Origin of the sequence: Embleya hyalina, from assembly GCF_003967355.1 — a bacterium.
Taxonomy (GTDB): Bacteria; Actinomycetota; Actinomycetes; order Streptomycetales; family Streptomycetaceae; genus Embleya; species Embleya hyalina.
In genome coordinates, this window is sequence record NZ_BIFH01000016.1 from 200,048 (window position 1) to 216,614 (window position 16,567).

General features: G+C 72.6%; 10 protein-coding genes. 2 read left to right on the top strand and 8 right to left on the bottom strand.

The features are described from left to right. Positions 1 to 446 precede the first annotated feature (446 nt). The 3 genes from EMA17_RS11600 to EMA17_RS11610 all read right to left on the bottom strand — a co-directional run bounded on the left by EMA17_RS11600 (position 447) and on the right by EMA17_RS11610 (position 3,002). Positions 447 to 938, bottom strand: coding sequence for a DUF3291 domain-containing protein (locus EMA17_RS11600; RefSeq protein WP_126636852.1), 492 nt, complete (start codon positions 936 to 938; stop codon positions 447 to 449). Between the two features lie 178 nt (positions 939 to 1,116). Then, the gene (locus EMA17_RS11605) at positions 1,117 to 1,815 is read right to left on the bottom strand and encodes a helix-turn-helix transcriptional regulator (protein WP_126636853.1); all 699 of its coding nucleotides are present in this window, start codon (positions 1,813 to 1,815) and stop codon (positions 1,117 to 1,119) included. A 293-nt stretch (positions 1,816 to 2,108) separates the two neighbouring features. Further along, positions 2,109 to 3,002, bottom strand: a complete 894-nt coding sequence (locus EMA17_RS11610) for a LysR family transcriptional regulator (protein ID WP_126636854.1) — start codon at positions 3,000 to 3,002, stop codon at positions 2,109 to 2,111. Positions 3,003 to 3,354: 352 nt separating this feature from the next. Between EMA17_RS11610 and EMA17_RS11615 the strand changes: the two genes are divergently transcribed. Continuing rightward, positions 3,355 to 4,185: an SDR family NAD(P)-dependent oxidoreductase gene (locus EMA17_RS11615; RefSeq protein ID WP_126636855.1), complete on the top strand. Its 831-nt coding sequence runs from the start codon at positions 3,355 to 3,357 to the stop codon at positions 4,183 to 4,185. Positions 4,186 to 4,373: 188 nt separating this feature from the next. Further along, on the top strand, positions 4,374 to 5,084 hold the full coding sequence (snpA, locus tag EMA17_RS11620) for a snapalysin (RefSeq protein WP_126636856.1): 711 nt from the start codon (positions 4,374 to 4,376) through the stop codon (positions 5,082 to 5,084). Between the two features lie 318 nt (positions 5,085 to 5,402). Here snpA and EMA17_RS11625 read toward each other — a convergent pair whose 3' ends face one another. The 5 genes from EMA17_RS11625 to EMA17_RS11645 form a co-directional block, all read right to left on the bottom strand. Continuing rightward, complete coding sequence (locus EMA17_RS11625; protein WP_126636857.1) at positions 5,403 to 7,535, bottom strand: phosphocholine-specific phospholipase C; 2,133 nt, start codon at positions 7,533 to 7,535, stop codon at positions 5,403 to 5,405. A gap of 1,309 nt (positions 7,536 to 8,844) precedes the next feature. Beyond that, on the bottom strand, positions 8,845 to 10,362 hold the full coding sequence (locus EMA17_RS11630) for a hypothetical protein (protein WP_126636858.1): 1,518 nt from the start codon (positions 10,360 to 10,362) through the stop codon (positions 8,845 to 8,847). 182 nt (positions 10,363 to 10,544) lie between these two features. Then, the gene (locus EMA17_RS11635) at positions 10,545 to 13,175 is read right to left on the bottom strand and encodes an NACHT domain-containing protein (RefSeq protein ID WP_126636859.1); all 2,631 of its coding nucleotides are present in this window, start codon (positions 13,173 to 13,175) and stop codon (positions 10,545 to 10,547) included. Next, positions 13,172 to 15,913 (bottom strand): NACHT domain-containing protein, encoded by a 2,742-nt coding sequence (locus EMA17_RS11640; RefSeq protein WP_371862989.1) that lies wholly within the window; start codon positions 15,911 to 15,913, stop codon positions 13,172 to 13,174. Before EMA17_RS11640 ends, EMA17_RS11635 begins: the two co-directional genes overlap by 4 nt. 231 nt (positions 15,914 to 16,144) lie before the next feature. Next, entirely contained in the window at positions 16,145 to 16,501 is a 357-nt protein-coding gene (locus EMA17_RS11645; RefSeq protein WP_126636861.1) for a cupin domain-containing protein, read from the bottom strand. Positions 16,502 to 16,567: the final 66 nt, after the last annotated feature.

The following is a 16,567-nucleotide window of genomic DNA, read 5'->3' on the forward strand; positions in this document are numbered from 1 at the left end:
GAGGCGGCTCGTGAGGGACGTCGTCCGCGTCCGCGGCGGATCGTCCGGCGGGTCGATGTGTACGCCTGGGGGCGGTACCTCGCGTCCGATCGGGAAGTCGGCACTGCGGCCGCCCTGGCCGAGGGGCGGGAGCGGACGCGACTGCGGGCGGGGGTCGTTCCGGTGCGGGCCATGGTCAATGGTTCGGCGGCCGGCGGCCTCGACGTGACAGCGGCGGAGTGGGTGGATCTTCCGCCCGCGCGGCATCGGCGGAACGGGCTCTATCAGGTCTGACGCGAGATCGGGCGCCCGAATCGCCTCGGCGTTCGTGTGGGACGAATCGCCCTGGAGCCCGGGTGAGTCGGCGTGCGGGGCGGCCGATGACCCCGGTGATGGCGCGAGTCTCGGGCGGCAGGCGAGCGACGGGGTTGCGGTGGCGGCGAGGGCGGCCGTGTTCGCGCGCGTGGTCAGGCGACCTCCGCCGCCCGCTCCTCGGTGTCCGTCGTCGGTGCGGGGAAGCGGTTGCGGAAGGTGAAGGCGTACGGGGTGGGGCCGTGTTCGCGCAGGTGGTCCAGGCGCTCTTTGCCCTCGGCGACGGTCGGGACGGTTCCCGCCGGGAGCCACCACACCACCTGGGTGATCTCGGCGAGGTGGTGGAACCAGTCCTGGCGTCGGCGCAGGTATTCCAGGTGGCCGCTGCGGTAGACGAACTCCCAGAGCAGTTCCGGGGTTTCCCACACCGACATGGTCACGATGGAGTCGGGGTCGTAGGGGCGGATGTCGGTGGACGAGGGCACGCCCTCGTCCTCGCCCGTCAGGCGCCAGACGAAGCCGGGCGCGTCGTCGGCGAGTTCGTTGACCGGGTCGAGACCGGCGACGAAGTCGATCATCGTGGGCGTGTCCAGGGGAGCGAGCATTCGCGCGACGTTGAACTGGGCGATGTGGTGTGTCGTCGGCATGACATCACCTCACCAGGTCGCGGAGAATATGTCAATGAGAATTGTTTTTAGAAATCGAGGGCAACGAGGAGGTACATCCCGCGCCGCGGTGGAGCGGTGCCGGGGCGCGTACAGCCGCGCCGAACGGACCTCGGCCGGCCTCGCTCCGTCGCCGCCGTCGCTTCATCGGTGGCCGCCCCTACGGGGCGCGCTCGACGACCACGCAGCAGCGGCCCGGTACCGAGTCCAGGCGGGCCCGATGGCCGGGTGCGTCGACGCCGTCGAGCAGGCCCTCGAGCAGGGCCAGGTTCATTCCGCACACCAGTGGCGGGAAGTCCTCGGCCAGTTGGTGGAACGGGCAGTTCCGCAGCAGGATGCGGGACCCCTCCGGGACCGGCTCGTAGCCGCGCGCGGTCAGGGCCGCCAGCACCCGGGCGGGCTCGTCGGCCTCCTCCGTCGCGGGCACGCCGCCCCCGAGTGCCCGGCCGGCCACCCGCCCGGCGTCGTACGCGGCCGCGTGTACCGCCCGGTCCGCGCCGGCCCGCTCGATCGCGTCCGCCAGGATCTGGCCGGCCGTGTCGTAGGCGCGCGGAGGCAGCGTCACGCTCGTCTCGACCGGGTTGCGGCGGTACAACTTCGCCGGCCGTCCCGCGCCGGGGCCGCCCTTGCCGGCGGGCCGGGCGTACTCCGCGGTGAGCAGGTTCGCCTCGACCAGCTTGTCGAGGTGGAAGGCCGCGAGCGTGCGCTGGATGCCGACCGCGTCCGCCGCGGCCGCCCGGCCGACGGGGCCCTCGGCCGCGACGACGTGGCGATACAACGCCCGGCGCACCGGATCGACGAGCACCCCGACCGCGTCGAGCGCGTCGTCACCGGGCGGGGGAGAGGAGAGGTCGGACACAACCGGAGTGTAGGCGAGCCCACCCGAACCCGACCCGTCCCGGGCACTCCGGGCCGCCTCGCACGGCTCCCGGGCAGCGCTGAACCCCGACGCGTCACCGGGACCGCCGAGCGACTGGACCCGAACGGCCGGCGGACCCGGCACGCGGATCGGCCCGGCGAGCGAAGACCCGACGCGTTCGCGCCGTCGCCCGGCACCCCGCCGCGGCCGAGGGGCACCACGCGTCCGGCGGCACCGGCGGCCACGAAAGCCGGCCCGAAGCCCCGCCGCGTCCCGGACCCGTCGGCGCGGGATCAGGATCCGGCCGCCGCCAACGTGTCCTCGGCCGCTCGGGTGAAGGCCCGGGCGAGGGGGGAGAGGGCCGCGGTGCGGTGGATCAGGGCCCAGGTCAACACGGGGGAGTCGTGGATGGGGATGTACGCGATGTCGCCTCGGGGGAAGTACTTGACCGCGTGCAGCGGCACCGGCGAGATGGCCAGGCCCGCCGCGATCGTGGTCAGCGTCTCGTGCGCCGTCGAGCTGACCGGGCCGCGCGGGATCGGCTTGCCGCTGGGTGTCTGCGCCGGGTTGATCGCCTCCGCCCAGTAGGCCGGAACCGAGTCGTCGAAACCGAACACCGGGCCCACCGCCAGGTCTTCGAGCGAAACCGACTCGCGCCCCGCGAACTCGTGCCGGGCGGACACCGCCAGCACCAGCGGCTCGGTCAACACGATCGGACCCACCGTCAGGTCGGGCTCCTCCACCGGCAGCCACACCAGTTGCAGATCGACCTCGCCGGCCCGCAACAACCCGAACGGGTTCCCGATGTGCGCCTCGCGGATCCGCACCTCGCAGTCGGGGTGCCGGGTCCGGAACGTCTCCAGGATCTCCGGGATCTCGGCCAGTGTGGCGTCCATCGTGCCCAGACGCAGCGTGCCGGTCAGGCCGCGTGCCGAGGCGGCGGCGCGTTCGATCCCGTCCTGGATGCGCTGATAGCCCGCCGCCAGGTCCTCGCGCAACCGGTCTCCGATCGGGGTCAGCGCCACGCGTCTGCTGGTCCGCTCGAACAGCGGTGCGCCGATCCGACGTTCCTGCTGCTTGATCGCCTGGCTGACCCGTGCCGAGGAGATCAGCAAACGATCCGCGGTGCGGCCGAAGTGCAACTCCTCGGCCAGCACGAGGAAGATCTCGATGTCCCGCAGCTCCATACGCCCCCGCCGTTCGTTGCCATATCGTCGTGCCATATCGCCGTGCCGCGCTCGCGGCCGTGCCGCGCTCGCGGCCGTGCCAAGCGCGGCCACACCAAACCCGGCCGCACCAAGCCCGGCCACACCAAGCCCGGCCGTACCGCCCTGCCCCGTCGTCGTCGAGCCGACCGATCCGCCGCGATGCCCCGCGTCGTTAACCCGAGGGTTAACGCTCATTGCCGGCATCGCCGTTGTTCCGCCCCTCGCCTCGGCACGATCGTAGACACACGCCGGTCCGCCCGGTCGACTCCACCCGACTCGGCCCGCGGCAACCCGCGCCACGTACGACGGCTCGACGGAATCGGGGAGTGCCATGTCCAAAACCGCCATCGTCACCGGGGGGAACGGGCGACTCGGCCTGGCCGTGCTGCGCGGGTTGTGCCGCCGACTCGCCGCCGACGACGTCGTCTACCTCACCGCCCGCGACCCCGAACGCGGACGGGCCGCCGTCGACCGGCTGCGCCGCGAGGGGTTCGCGCCGCGCCTGGCCGCGCTCGACCTGTGCGATCCGGCCGGCGCGGAGGCGTTGGCCGACACCGTCGCCGCCCGGCACGGCGGCGTGGACATCCTGATCGGCGGCGCCGGCGCCCGGATCGACCTCGCCACCCGCAACCAGGACCAGGTCGGGGCGTACGTCGACACCAACAACCACGGCACCCGCAGGCTGATCGAGGCGTTCGCGCCGCGACTGCGCGACGGGGCCCGGTTCGTGTGCGTGGTCGGCGACCTCGGCGGTCTGCGGCACCTGCCCCATCGGCTGCGCGCGCGCTTCGACGTGGACCGGGTGAGCCTGGCCGACCTGTCGGAGGTGATGGACGACTACGTACGGGCCGTGCGAGAGGGGCGGTCGGCGGCCGAGGGGTGGCCGGCGTGGATCGGCGTCCCGTCCGCGATCGGCACGGTGGCCGCGGTGAAGGTGCTGGCCCGGGAGTTGGCCGCGGACCCGGCTCGGCGCGACATCGTGGTCAACGTCGCGTGCGTGGGCCGCCCGGATCCGGCCGCGCCGGGCGACGCGGCCGCGCGGGAGGAGGCGCTCGAACGGGCCGCCGCCGACGTGGTGTGGCTGGCCACCCTCCCGGCCGGCACCCGTACACCGCACGCCGAACTGGTCCGGGAGCGCACCGCGTTGCCCTTCCGGGCCTGACCGCGCGGCGCACCGAGGGCCGGATGTCGGGGGTGGCGGGCGCCACCGGATCCGACGGAGCTATCACCCACTGGCATCATCCGCGCTCGTCGTCACCGGGGACAGACTCGCCCTGACCGGAGTTCCCCCGGCGAGTCACCGGCGTCCCACCGGCGACCGCCGATTCCCGGCATGAATGGAGTCCCCCAATGAATCGACCCGTTCGATCGCGTCACCCGCGCCACGTCTCCCGCCGCAGGACGGTGTTCTCGGCCGCGCTCGGCCTCGGCCTGGCCGCCGCACTGACCGCGGTACCCGCCTCCGCCTCCGCGTCCCCGTCCCACCACCGGCCCGTGCCCAGCCACCACAGCGCCTCCGCGTACGTCGGCTCGGCCGCCGACCAGGCCGGCAACAAGGCGTTCTTCGACGCGGTGATGAGGTCCGTCAAGGCCAAGCAGGCCGCCAACCCGGGTCTGCTGAGCGTCACCATCACCTACGACGCCAGCCAGGCGCCGTCGTTCGCGTCCGAGATAGCGCAGAGCGCGCAGATCTGGAACAGCGCGGTGAGCAACGTCCAGTTGAGCGAGGGCGGTGGCGGCGGTGCCGACTTCGCCTACTACGAGGGCAGCGACCCGCAGGGCTCCTACGCCGACACGGACGGCCACGGGCACGGATACATCTTCCTCGACTACCAACAGAACCAGGAGTACTACTCGGTCCGCGTCGCCGCGCACGAGACCGGTCACGTGCTCGGCCTGCCGGACAACTACTCCGGTCCGTGCAGCGAACTGATGTCCGGCGGCGGCCCCGGCCCGTCCTGCACGAACACGCAGCCGGACGAGCAGGAGCGCAGCGACGTGGAATACCTGTGGGAGAACGGCCTGGCCGCGAACTCCTCCGTCTTCAAGAAGGTGCACTGACGTTCGAGAAGTTCGCTGATCATCCGAGAGGATCCATCGACCGCTAGCCGACCCTGATCCACCCCCGGCTCCGGCTCCGACTTCGAGCTTCGCTCCCGACCTCGGCCTCGACGACCCACCGATGGGTCGTGGCGACCGAGGTCGGCTCGTGTTCGGCCCCCGCGCCCGCACCCCCTCGTACGTCCCGGCGCGGGGAAGTGCGCCGGGGCGTACGGGGTCGTGCGGGCGCGGCAGCTTGCCCGGCGTGGCCGGTGGGCCGCCCGGAGACGCCGCGCCGGCCTCCGGGCGACCCACGTCGCGAGTCGGGTCGGTCGCGGGTCAGCCGCTGACGCTCTCCCGACCGTTCTCGATGTGACCGGCCAGACGTCGGACGAAGCCGTCGGCGCCCTCGATGGTCACCGTGACGTCGTACCAGCCGTCGGCCGAGCCCGTCGACCAGTGCACCGTGCGGTCGCGGCCGGGCTTGAGAGTGATCGTACGCTCGCGGTCGGAGCAGCCCTGCCCGTAGGCGTTGGGGGTGAGCTTGAAGGTCACCGACTGCTTGCCGTGGTTGACCAGTTCGAGGTCGAGCATGCGCCCGGTGGAGCGTACCCGCGAGGTGACCTCGGCGCCCGCCCCGGGCGTGGTCGGCGCGATCGCCCCGGCGAACTCGCGGCGGAAGCCGTTCGGGCCGACCAGCGTCAGGTCGTAGTGCTCGCCCTTGAGCGCGATCGTGTCCGAGCGCCGGCCGCGCACGTCGTAGTGCTTCGGCTTGGCCAGGTCCCCGGAGTACGGGAACAGTTGCAGGTGCACGCTGGACTGCCCGCCGTTGGCGAGGTCGAGCGTCAGCGTGCGCTTGGAGGCGTCCAGCCGCGCGGAGGCGTCCGGCTGGTACGGCAGCGGCCTGGCCGGGCGGCGACCGCGCTCCGGCTCGGGCAGCTTCTGGTTCGCCGGCGGCGCGGGCCGCCAGCGCGAGGTGAACGCGGGGGCCGGGGCCGGGCGCGGCGGTACCTGCGAGCGGCGGGCCCGGTCGAAGTCGAACGCGCCGGTCAGGTCGCCGGACACGGTCCGCCGCCAGGCGCTGATGTCGGGCGCGCGCACGCCGGTCCAGGTCTCCAGGAACCGGGTCACCGAGGTGTGGTCGAAGATCTCCGACGAGACGTAGCCGCCGACCGTCCACGGCGACACGATCATCATCGGCACGCGCGCGCCGAAGCCGATGGGCAGCCCGTTGTAGTACTCGTCGGTGACCTCCGCCGGCGGGCAGGGCGCCGGCACGTGGTCGAAGAAGCCGTCGTTCTCGTCGAACGTGAGCAGCACGACGGTCGAGTCCCAGATCTCCCGGTTGGACGCGATCGCGTCGAGCACCTGGTAGGTGATCGTCGCGCTGGCGGCGGGCGAGGAGGCGCTCGGGTGCTCGGAGTCGGCGGCGGAGGGCACCAGGTAGGACACCTCGGGCAGGGTCCCCGCCGCGATGTCGGCGCGCAGCGCGTCGGCGAGCGAGTGCGGGCGGCCGCGGCGCAGGCCGCGTTCGTAGAGCACCCGCTCGGCGGGCGAGAGCGTGGCGACGCCCTGTTCCAGCTTGGCCAGCATGGCGTCCTGCTCGGCGGCGGGCACGCCGGCGAGCTTGCCGTAGAACGAGTCCAGGCTCTTGAAGCCGCCGGCCGCGGCGAGCGCCTTGCGCGCGACCTGCTTGAACGAGACGTAGAACTCCAGGTTGTTGTCCTGGTAGTTGTCCCACTCCTGGTAGACCTTCCAGGACCGGCCCGCGCGCTGCAGCTCCTCGGCGTAGGTGGTCCAGGAGTAGCCGGCGTGGGTGTCCTCGGAGTACGCGGCGTTGTCGATCGCCCGTCGCGTGGTGCTGCCCGGCTCGTAGCCGGTGTAGCCGCTGACCAGGTAGTTGCGGTTGGGCGAGGTGGACGACGGCAGCGCGCAGTGGTACGCGTCGCAGATCGTGAAGGTGTCCGCCAGTTCGTAGTGGAACGGCAGGTCGGTGCGGTCGTAGAAGGCCATCGTGGCGGGCGACTTGGCGCCGATCCAGCCGTCGTTCCAGCCGTCGTTCCAGGCCTTGTGGCCGCCGTCCCAGCTGTGGTCGAGCGCGCCGATGTACTGGAGGTCCTTCGACGCGTCCTGGGCTGCCTTGCGCACCGGGAAGGGCAGGACGTGGCCGGCCGTGCCGCCGGGCTGCTCGAACACGCTGCCGCCGTCGCGCAGGCGGATCGCGTTGCGGTCGCCGAAGCCCCGGACGCCGCGCAGCGTGCCGTAGTAGTGGTCGAAGGAGCGATTCTCCTGGACCAGTACGACCACGTGCTTGATCGCCTTCAACCCGCCGCGCCGGGGCGGGGAGGCGAGGGCCTGCTGGACGGACGGCGGCAGGAGGGAGCCGGCGACGGCGAGACCCGCGCCGCCCGCGCCGAGTTGGAACAGGCGGCGGCGGGATACGCCGGAGGGAGGCTGGGGGGAGGCCGACACGAAATGCCCTTTCGAGGACGCGGAGAGCCGGACGCTCGCGCCTGTCGACGGGGGTCGGCGGTGCGGGCCCGGCGGGGGGCGGACGTACGCAGTTCATCGCCCCGCGCCCTACCGGGGAGCGGATCGCGGGTGACGGGCAGGCGAACATCCGCCGGCCCGAAGACCGGCGACCCGCCGCCCGGCGACCGACCGTCACACCGGAAGGCCCGCCACGCCCCCGCATCACACATGGCGTACACCCACCCCTTCGGGCCTGGCGGGAAGGAGGCCCGGTGGAGGGGGCGCGGTGGGAAGGGGCCCGCTGGGAAGGATCCGGTGGGGAGAGCCTGACGGGAAAGGGGCCGGTGGGGAGAGGCCGGTGGGGAGAGGCCGGTGGAGAGAGGCCGGTGGAGAGAGGCCGGTGGAGAGAGGCCGGTGGAGAGAGGCCGGCGGGAAAGGGGCCGGCGGGAAAGGGGCTGGAGGGGAGAGCCCGGTGGGGAGAGGCCCATGGAGAGAGCCCGGCGGGAAGGTGGCCGGTGGGGAGGACCCGTGGGAGCCGGCCGGTGGGGGGAGGCGAGACGGGGATGGGCTCGCTGTGGAGGGGCATGGCGGTGCGCGAGTGGTGGGGATCTCCGGGCGCATCGGTCGGTGGCTCGGTGGCGCCCATGTCGTGGTTGCCGACGTGCCGGCCCGGGACGTGCCGGCTCGCACGGCGGCGTGGGCCGTGCCGGGTGCGGTGGTCCACCTGCCTGCGGCCGTTCCGGCCCGGATGGTTCCGGCCGAGCCGGGTCGGGCCGTCAGTGGCGCACCCGGATCCGGCGACCTCCCGGTGCCGGCTCGGGCGGGGTCGGCGGGTCCGGGTCGGCCGTCAGCGGCTCACCGGGACCCGGACGCGCAGGGGCGGTGGTCGTGTGCGTGGCGCGAGTTGTCGTTCTCGGGCCGTCGGCTCGGCCGGGGTGTGGGCTGTTCCTGTGGCATGGACTCCTCCTCCGCCCCGGATCCGGCGACCTCCCGGTGCCGGCTCGGGCGGGGGCGGCGGGTCCGGGTCGGCCGTCAGCGGCTCACCGGGACCCGGACGCGCAGGGGCGGTGGTCGTGTGTGTGGCGCGAGTTGTCGTTCTCGGGTCGTCGGCTCGTCCGGGGTGTGGGCTGTTCCTGTGGCACGGACTCCTCTTCCGCCCCGGATCCGGCGACCTCCCGGTGCCGGCTCGGATCGGCTATGGGCCGACTGGGCGGGGTCGACGGGTCCGGGCGGCCGTCGCCGGCTCACCCGGACCCGGACCCGGACCCGGCGCGGGAGGTGGTCGTGTGCGTGGTGTGCGTTGTCGTTCTCAGGTGGTCGGCTCGGTCGGGGGTGTGGGCTGTTCCTTCGGCGCGGACTCCGCCTCTGCGGCGGCTGCCGCCTTGGCCGCCGCCTGGAGGGTCTGTACCGGGGTGTTCGTGCGCAGGGCCTCGACGAAGATCAGCTGATCCGGGTCGAGCCGGGCGTGCAGCATGCCCTCTTCGACGTGGGCCTCGGTCAGCCAGCCCTCGGCCACCAGCACCTCGGCCGCCGCCGTCGCCTCCTCCGGGGTGCTCGCGGTGAGGCCGGCGAGGAAGTCGAGATCGGCCCGGGCCGCACCGTGCGCGTCGCAGTGCGAGGTGATGCCGAGTGCGGCCAGTCGTACCCGCGCCGGTTGTTTGCGGAGCTTCTTGTGCGCGATCAGCCGGGCCACCCAGCCCGACGACCGGGTCCGGGGCAGCTTGCCCAGGGTGAACCCCTCCACGCCGGGGACGCCGCAGCCGACCGGGTCCTCCTCGGTGGCCAGCAGGTCATCGACGTCGACGCTGAGCCAGCCGGACTCGGTCAACTCGCCGACCGCCGACTCCGCCTCCTTGCCGCACACGCCGCGCAGGTCGGGGCCGGTCAGGTTGGCGACGCCGGTGCCCACCCCGCGCAACAGGCAGACCAGCGCGAGCAGTCGGGCCACGGGCGCGGTGCCCGGGGCGGTGCGGCCGATGTAGGTCAGTGCGCCGCGCACCGGCTCGCCCAACCCGCTCACCGCCCAGTGCCCGCCGGGCTCCGCGCCGGGGCGGGCGCTCTCCCACGGGATGCCCCGCTGCTGGGCCAACTGCTGCAACGTCGTCTCGTGCGCCCGGCGGGCCCGCTCCGCCTCGGCCCGGACCAGCCCCGTGCCCAGCGGATACGGCACCTCGGCCCACACCGCGAGCGCGGCGGCCTTGCGCTTGGTCAACTCGGCGACCACCGTCAGATCGGCCACCCCGGAGGCCTGATGCGCCCGGAAACCCTCGACGATCGAGGTGAGTTCGGCCAGCAGCGCGTCCGGCAGCCCCGGCGGCACGGTCAGCACGCCGAAGCGCCGCAGCCCGGTCTGCTCGCCGTCCCTGGCGCCCTTCTGCTCACGCGGCCGACGGGCCTCCTTCGACAGCCGAGGCTCCGGCACGGGCCGCGCGCCGCGGGCCTGTTCGGGCACGGCCCCGGGCCCGACCGGTTCGCGCAACTCCGGCATGGTCGGCGACATCGGGCGCGGCAGCACCGGTTTGGCGGCGCCCTCCGTCGTGCTCCGGCCGGCCACGGACACCTCGATCGGCCCGTCGAGCCCGACCGAGGCCAACGGTGGGGACAGGGCGAGCAGACCGCTGTCGACCAGATCGCCGGCGATGCTCATCGCACTGCGCGAGCCGATCGTGCGCCCGTTGGGCCCGGCCAGTCCGGCCACCTCCCGGATGGTGACGGTCTGGCCTGCCGCGGCTGCCGCGGCGAACAGGGCGAACACCCGCAATTCCACCGGGGCCATACGATTCACATCCATCGAGCCGACCCTGGCGGCACGCGTCTTCAGAGGCATGCCCCCTTGTCTACCGCACCGAGCCCGGGCCCGAAGCCCCATTCGAGCCCAACACCCGAAAGGACTAACCGAACACCCCGCAAACAATCCGAGAACTTTGCGGTCCACCCGGACCCGATTGCCGCGCCGAGCAGCCGGAACGCCCAATTTCCTTGCCTCAGCCGCCTGTTGCTCCTCCGGTGTCACCAATCCCACGAACGCGCGTGCGCGCCGCTGACCCGATAGGGCGTGGAGCCCAGCACGGGATATCGACCTTCATCATCCAGATTGATCCGCGCCCGGTGACGGCGCAGCGGCACCAGGTCCACGGGCACGGTGCGCAGCGGGGACACGTCGTCGACCGGGTCGATGGTCAGCAGGACACTGGTCAGCTCGGGCAGTCGATTGATCTCGTTGAGATTGCGCGGCGGCTCGTCGCAGATCAGCCACAGGTGGGTCAGGGTCTTCGTCGTACGCAACGGCCGCAGGTCGGGAACCGTGTCGCGGATGGCGATGGACAGCCTGGTCAGCCCGGGGATCTCGCTCAGCGCCGCCATCTCGCGCATGCCCTCGACGCGCAACGTGTGCACGTTCCGGGCGTGCCGCAGGGCGCGGGCGGTCTCCGCCCGGTAGACGGTGAGCGGGACGGTGACCCGCAATCGGGAGAGGACGAGTCTGCCGTAGATCTCCGGATCGAAGTCGTGCCAGATGCGGAGGAGGTAGCGCTGCATGGATTCGCCGGCGTTGGGCGCGAAGCGGGCGATGAACTGCATCGCGGCCTCGGTGCCGACCGACGCCGCGGTGGCGACGGTCGCGATCCTGGCGTCGTCGTCGAGGTATTCCGGGCCCTGCAGCAGGTCCAGGACGGGTTCGCCCAGGCCGGCCAGTCGTTTCGCCTGGTCCAGCGTTCTCGGCGGCAACATCGTGCGGGTGCGGCTGGTGATCACCTCGCGGAGCTGCGGATCGAGTACGGGGGCGTTGCCCAGGCACTCGGCCGCGAGCAGCAGGAGGTAGTGGTCGCGCCGGCGCCAGTTCGCCCGCCGCAGCAGGCCGCGCAGCAGCCGGTTGCGCTCCTGTTCGCGGGCGTGGCCGACGGCCATCACGAAGACCTCCCGCCAGGTGTCCAGGTGCGCGTTGCGGATCAGCAGGGCGTGCGCGTGCTCCTCCAGCGCCTGTCGGGCGGCCAGGTAGTCCTGGAAGGTCCGGTGTACGAAGTCGACGCGTCCCGGGCTCGGTTCGCGCAACAGCCCGGTGCGGATCAGCAGGTGTCGGAACACCTGCGCGGGCGCGGTGTCGGTGATCGACATCCGGGACATGAACTCGGCGATGCGGCGCACGGCCAGGTCCCGGTCGATCTCGGTGAGCTGGTCGCGGAGCATCCCGTACGCCAGTCGCTGGAGCAGCGCCTCCTGCTTGCGTTCGGCGATCCGTACGCCCTCGACGGCCCGCACGCCCTTGCGCTCGTCGCGGCGCACGAGCAGCATCTCCAGGGCCGCCTCGTACAACTTCATCCGGTCTTCGGGCAGTTGCATGCGCCGGTCGTGGTGCAGCGCGCACACCAGTGCGGCGAGCAGCGGGTTGGCGGCCAGTCGGCGCAGGTCGCTGCGGACGGTGAGCTTGTCGGCGAGGTCGTTCTCGTGGTGGTCGGGAAACGGTTCCCCGGCACGGAGCGCCGTCTCGCGCATCGCGTTGTGCCAGTGCGTGACGAACGCGCGCTGGTCGGTCAGGTTCATCGGGCGCAGTTCGAGGGACAGGAAATGCTCGTCGCGCAGCCAGTCGGCCGGCACGGCGGGTTGGCGGGAGGTGACGATGAAGCGCGAGCGGCCGTACTCCCGGGTGAGTCGGCGCAACCAGCGCACGTAGTGCGGCCGTACCTCGACGGGGAGTTCGTCGATGCCGTCGATCAACACCAGGGCCCGCCCGGCGAGGAGTACGGCGCTCACCCAGCCATGCGGCAGTTGCGGGCGCAGCGCGGCGCCGGTGGAGTCGAGGAATTCGTCGGGATCGGGTGGGCGGAGCGGGAAGTGCCGCAGCGGGAGGAAGAACGGCACACACCCGTTCCAGCCGGCCAGTTCGTCGGGGAATTCGGCGCGGGCCGCCCAGACCGCGAGGCGTTGCAGGAGCGTGGTCTTGCCGGAGCCCGCGTCGCCGCGGATCAGTGCGCGCTGCCGGCCCTGGAGGGCCTGTTCGATGGGTTGGGGCAGCAGGTAGGCGGGCTGGTCCACGTCGTGTGCGGTCAGGCTGATGTACGCGGTGGACATCGGGTAGTTGAACTTCCGCCGGTTGAGGGTGACGCCGAACAGTTCCAGCCGGTCGAGGGTGGCGGACACCTCGTCCAGGTAGCGGTGTTCGAAGTCGACGAAGTCCGGGGAGGCGGTGGGGCCGGTGCGCGCGGCATCGCCCGGGTCGGCGTCCGGACGCTCGCGGAGGTGGTCGAGCAGTTCGGCGCAGGCCAGTGCGAGCAGCGCCCGGGAGGCGGCGTGGATCCGGTCCGAACCGCCGGGCGGAACGGGACGGATGTGGTCGGCGAGAGTGGTCGGTGTCGTCCTGTCGGCGCGCAGGGCCGGGATCGGGCGGTCGGCGAGGTCGGCGAACGCGTCCCGGGCCTCTTCGCCCGCCAACAGCCAGGCCCGATCGCCGAGGTCGGCGAACTGCCGCCGGCGCAGATCCGCGCAGGCGAGGGTGAAGCGCCCGGGCAACCGGCGCAGGTCGGCGTAGCGGAACTCGTGCCGCTCGATGCCCAGCGCGGCGCACAGGTAGGGGAGGCCGCGGTCGAAGGCGACGCGGAGGAGGGCGAGGGACGGGTCGGCGGCGGTGGGTCGGTCGGGGGTCACGAGGGGTCCTCGGGAGCCCAGCCGATGAGGACGTCGGGGGCCATCGCCGTCGCTCCGCGTTGTGTGAACGTCACCTGGATGGTGACGGTCATGCGCTTCAGGGCGGTCAGGTTCGGGAGGAACAGGCCGGTTGAGGTGAGGTAGGCGGTCCACTCGTGAAGGCCCCCTTCCCCGGACAGGGGGGTGGTCGTCGACTTGTCGCGGGGGATCAGCAGTTCGATCGTCAACTCCTCCAGTGACGCACCGTCCATGAACAGGTTGAGTGCGTGAATCGCCTCGCCGGAGTGCGGTGCGTGGACCACCCGCAGCTTCCGCAGCGAGTGGAAGAAGGCCGGCGACGGTCGGACGAGCCGGCTCGAAGTGCCGATGCGCGCCGTGGGGACGGGACGCAGGTAGCCGAACAGTTCGGCCCCGGTCGACGAGCTGATCGCGACGAGCTTGCCATCCGGCACCCGGCAGTGGGCGATCACCCGCTCGCCGAACACCCGGACGGGGAAGGAGTTCGCGGCTTCGATCAGCAGCGTGATCGTGGACTGGGCCTCCTCGTCGTCCGCTCGCTGTGTCAACGCGGCCACCCGGGACAGGTATTCGAGCGCGATCTCACCCCCGACCCAGGCCGCGAGTCGCACCGTCGGACCGTCGATCGGCGACATCGGCGGCGGTAACAGATCCAGGACCACCTCTCCCAACGTTGCCAACTGCCGGGCCTGTTCGTACGTCGCCGGCGGCAGCAGCGTCGCCGACCTGCGCACCACCTCCGCGCGCAGCCCCGGATCCAGCGTCGGCGCGTTGCCGATCGCGTCGACCGCGAGCAGGAGCAGGGCGCCGCGGCGTTTGCGGCTGCGCCGGGCCCGGCCGAGCAGGCCGCGGATCAACTGGTCGCGCTCACCCTCGCGGGCCAGGCCGACCGCCATCGTGAACACCTCGCGCCAGCGGTCGTCCTCGTCCGCGTTCTTCACCAGCAGGCCCGTGTCGCCGTCCTCCAGGAGTTGGCGCGCGGCCAGGAACTCCTGGAAGGTGCGGTGTACGAAGTCCACGTGCCCCGGGCTCGGTTCGCGCAGCACGCCGGAGCGCACCAGCAGGTGCCGCAACACTCGCTCGGGTTCCAGGTCGGCGCCGAGGGTACGCGCGAGGTAGCGGCCGATCTGCGCCACGGCGATCTCGCGCGGCACCTCGGTGTGGCCGTTGCGCACCATCCAGCACGCGAACTGCCGGACGATCGCCTCCTGCGCCCGATCGCCCAGCAGGGTGGCCTCCGCGGTGACCACCCGGCGGTCCCGGTCCCGGCGGATCAGCAACATCTCCAGCGCCGCCTCGTACAGCTTGACGCGGTCGTCGGGCACCTCCATCCGGCGCTCGCGGTGCAGCGTGCAGATCAGCGCGCACAGCAGCGGATTGGCCGCGAGGCGGCGCAGGTGACGCCGGGTCGGCAGCTTGTCGAGCAGGTCCGCCCGGTACGCGTCGTGCGACGGCTGCCCGGGGGCCGGTTCGGCCGGCACCGCGCCGTACCAGTGGACGACGAACTCGCGCTGGTCGGCGAGCTCCATCGGTTGCAGACGCAGCGACACGAAGTCCTGGTCGGCGAGCCAGGTGTCGGGAACGGCGGCGGGCCGCGAGGTGGCCACCAGCCAGGCCCTCGGATAGTGCGCGCACAACTCGCCGATCCAGTCGGTCAGCCGCGGCCGGTCCACGAGCGGGATCTCGTCGACGCCGTCGATCAGCACCAGCGCCCGGCCCGTGCGCAGCAGTTCGCGTACCCAGCCCGGGGGCAGTTCGCCGCGCAGCAGGGTTCCCGTGTGGTCGAGGAAGTCCTCCGGCGTGGGTACCCGCTCCGCGAACGGGAAGTGCCGCAGCGGCAGGAAGAACGGGACGGTGCCCTCACGATCGCTCAGCGCCGCCGGGAAGCCGTCGCGCGCGGCCCACACCGCGAGGCGGTGCAGCAGGGTGGTCTTGCCCGATCCCGCCTCGCCGCGCACCAGGACCCGGCGCCGGCCGGCCAGCACGTCCTCGACCCGGGTGCCGCGCAGTGTGCTCGGATCGCCTTCGCCGACGGCCAGGCTGACATAGGCGGTGCTCATCGGATACCGGAAGTCGGGGTCCTTGAGGGTGACCCCGAACAATTCGAGCCGGTCGAGCGCGCGGGCCACACTCGCGCAGTAGTCCTGTTCGAACGTGCGGAGCGCCGCGTCGGAGGGCGGGGTGACGTACTGCTCGATCCGTTCCAGGCGGGCCAGTTGCTCGACGGCCACCAGTGCCGGGAAGTCGGGGCTGCGCCGTACGCAGGCGATCAGTTCGGCGCAGGCCAGTCCCACGATCCGGCGGTACGCCTCGGGCACGTCGCGTACGTCGGCCCGATCCGGGCGGCGCTCGTCCAGGCGCAGGATGTGCTCGGTGAGCCGGTCTGGGTCCATCGCCCGACCCAGCGTCACCCGGGTGTCCAGCGGCCCGCTCGCGGTCAGGGCCTCGGCCGCCGCCTCGGTGGCCCGCATCCAGCGGGCGTCGTCGAGCGCGGCGAACTCGCTGCGCCGCAACGCCGCGCAGTCCTCGGCGAGCTTGTGCACGGCCTTGGCCCAGGCCCGCTCGTCCCACGACCCGCGCGCGAGCCGGAACCTGCGGTGCAACTGCCGGCCGCCGCCGGTCAGCGCGGGCGCCAGGACACGGCTCGCCATCAGCACGATCGGATCCACCACGGCGTCCCCCAACGACCGATCGAGCGCAACACGCTCGCCCTGACCCACCCGTGTGCACGAGCGTAGGGGTCGACCGGAGCCGATGTGGGGGGTTCGGGGGTTCAGGGGTGGGAGGGGAGCGGGGGCGGCGGGTTGCCGTCGGTCGTGCGTTCGATCGTGTCTTCGGTCATGTCTTCGGTCGTGCGTTCGGTGCTGTATTCGGTGATGTGTCCCACCAGTCGGCGGCGCCGTACCCGGCCGGTGGCCGAGGTACGGGGCGCCGACCCCTTCGCGGACGACCTACCGGTCCTTCAGTTCGACGATGATCTCGTGATACCGCTGCTCGCCGACGTTGACCGCGGTCTCCACCCCGCCGCGACGCATCGGCACGACCACGCCCGGGACCACGTCGGCGGCGAAGTACTCGCGGTACTCGCCCGCGCTGTCCGGCTCGGGCTCAACCGCGATGCGATCGCCCGCGATCTGCACCAGGTAGTAGTCCAGTTCGTGCCGATGCACGTCGCTGCGGGCGCCGGGGGCCAGGTCCAACTCCCAGATTCGGACCCGGTCGTCCTCGAACAACACCCGCGTGCCGATGCCGCCGAGCGTGCGTTCGGCGGTCGACTCGTCCGTGCCGGGCACGGTTTCCTCGCTCATCTGATCCGTCCTCGGGTCGATGGGGTTTCCGGCGGGGTTTCCGGTGGGGTTTCCGGTGGGGTTTCC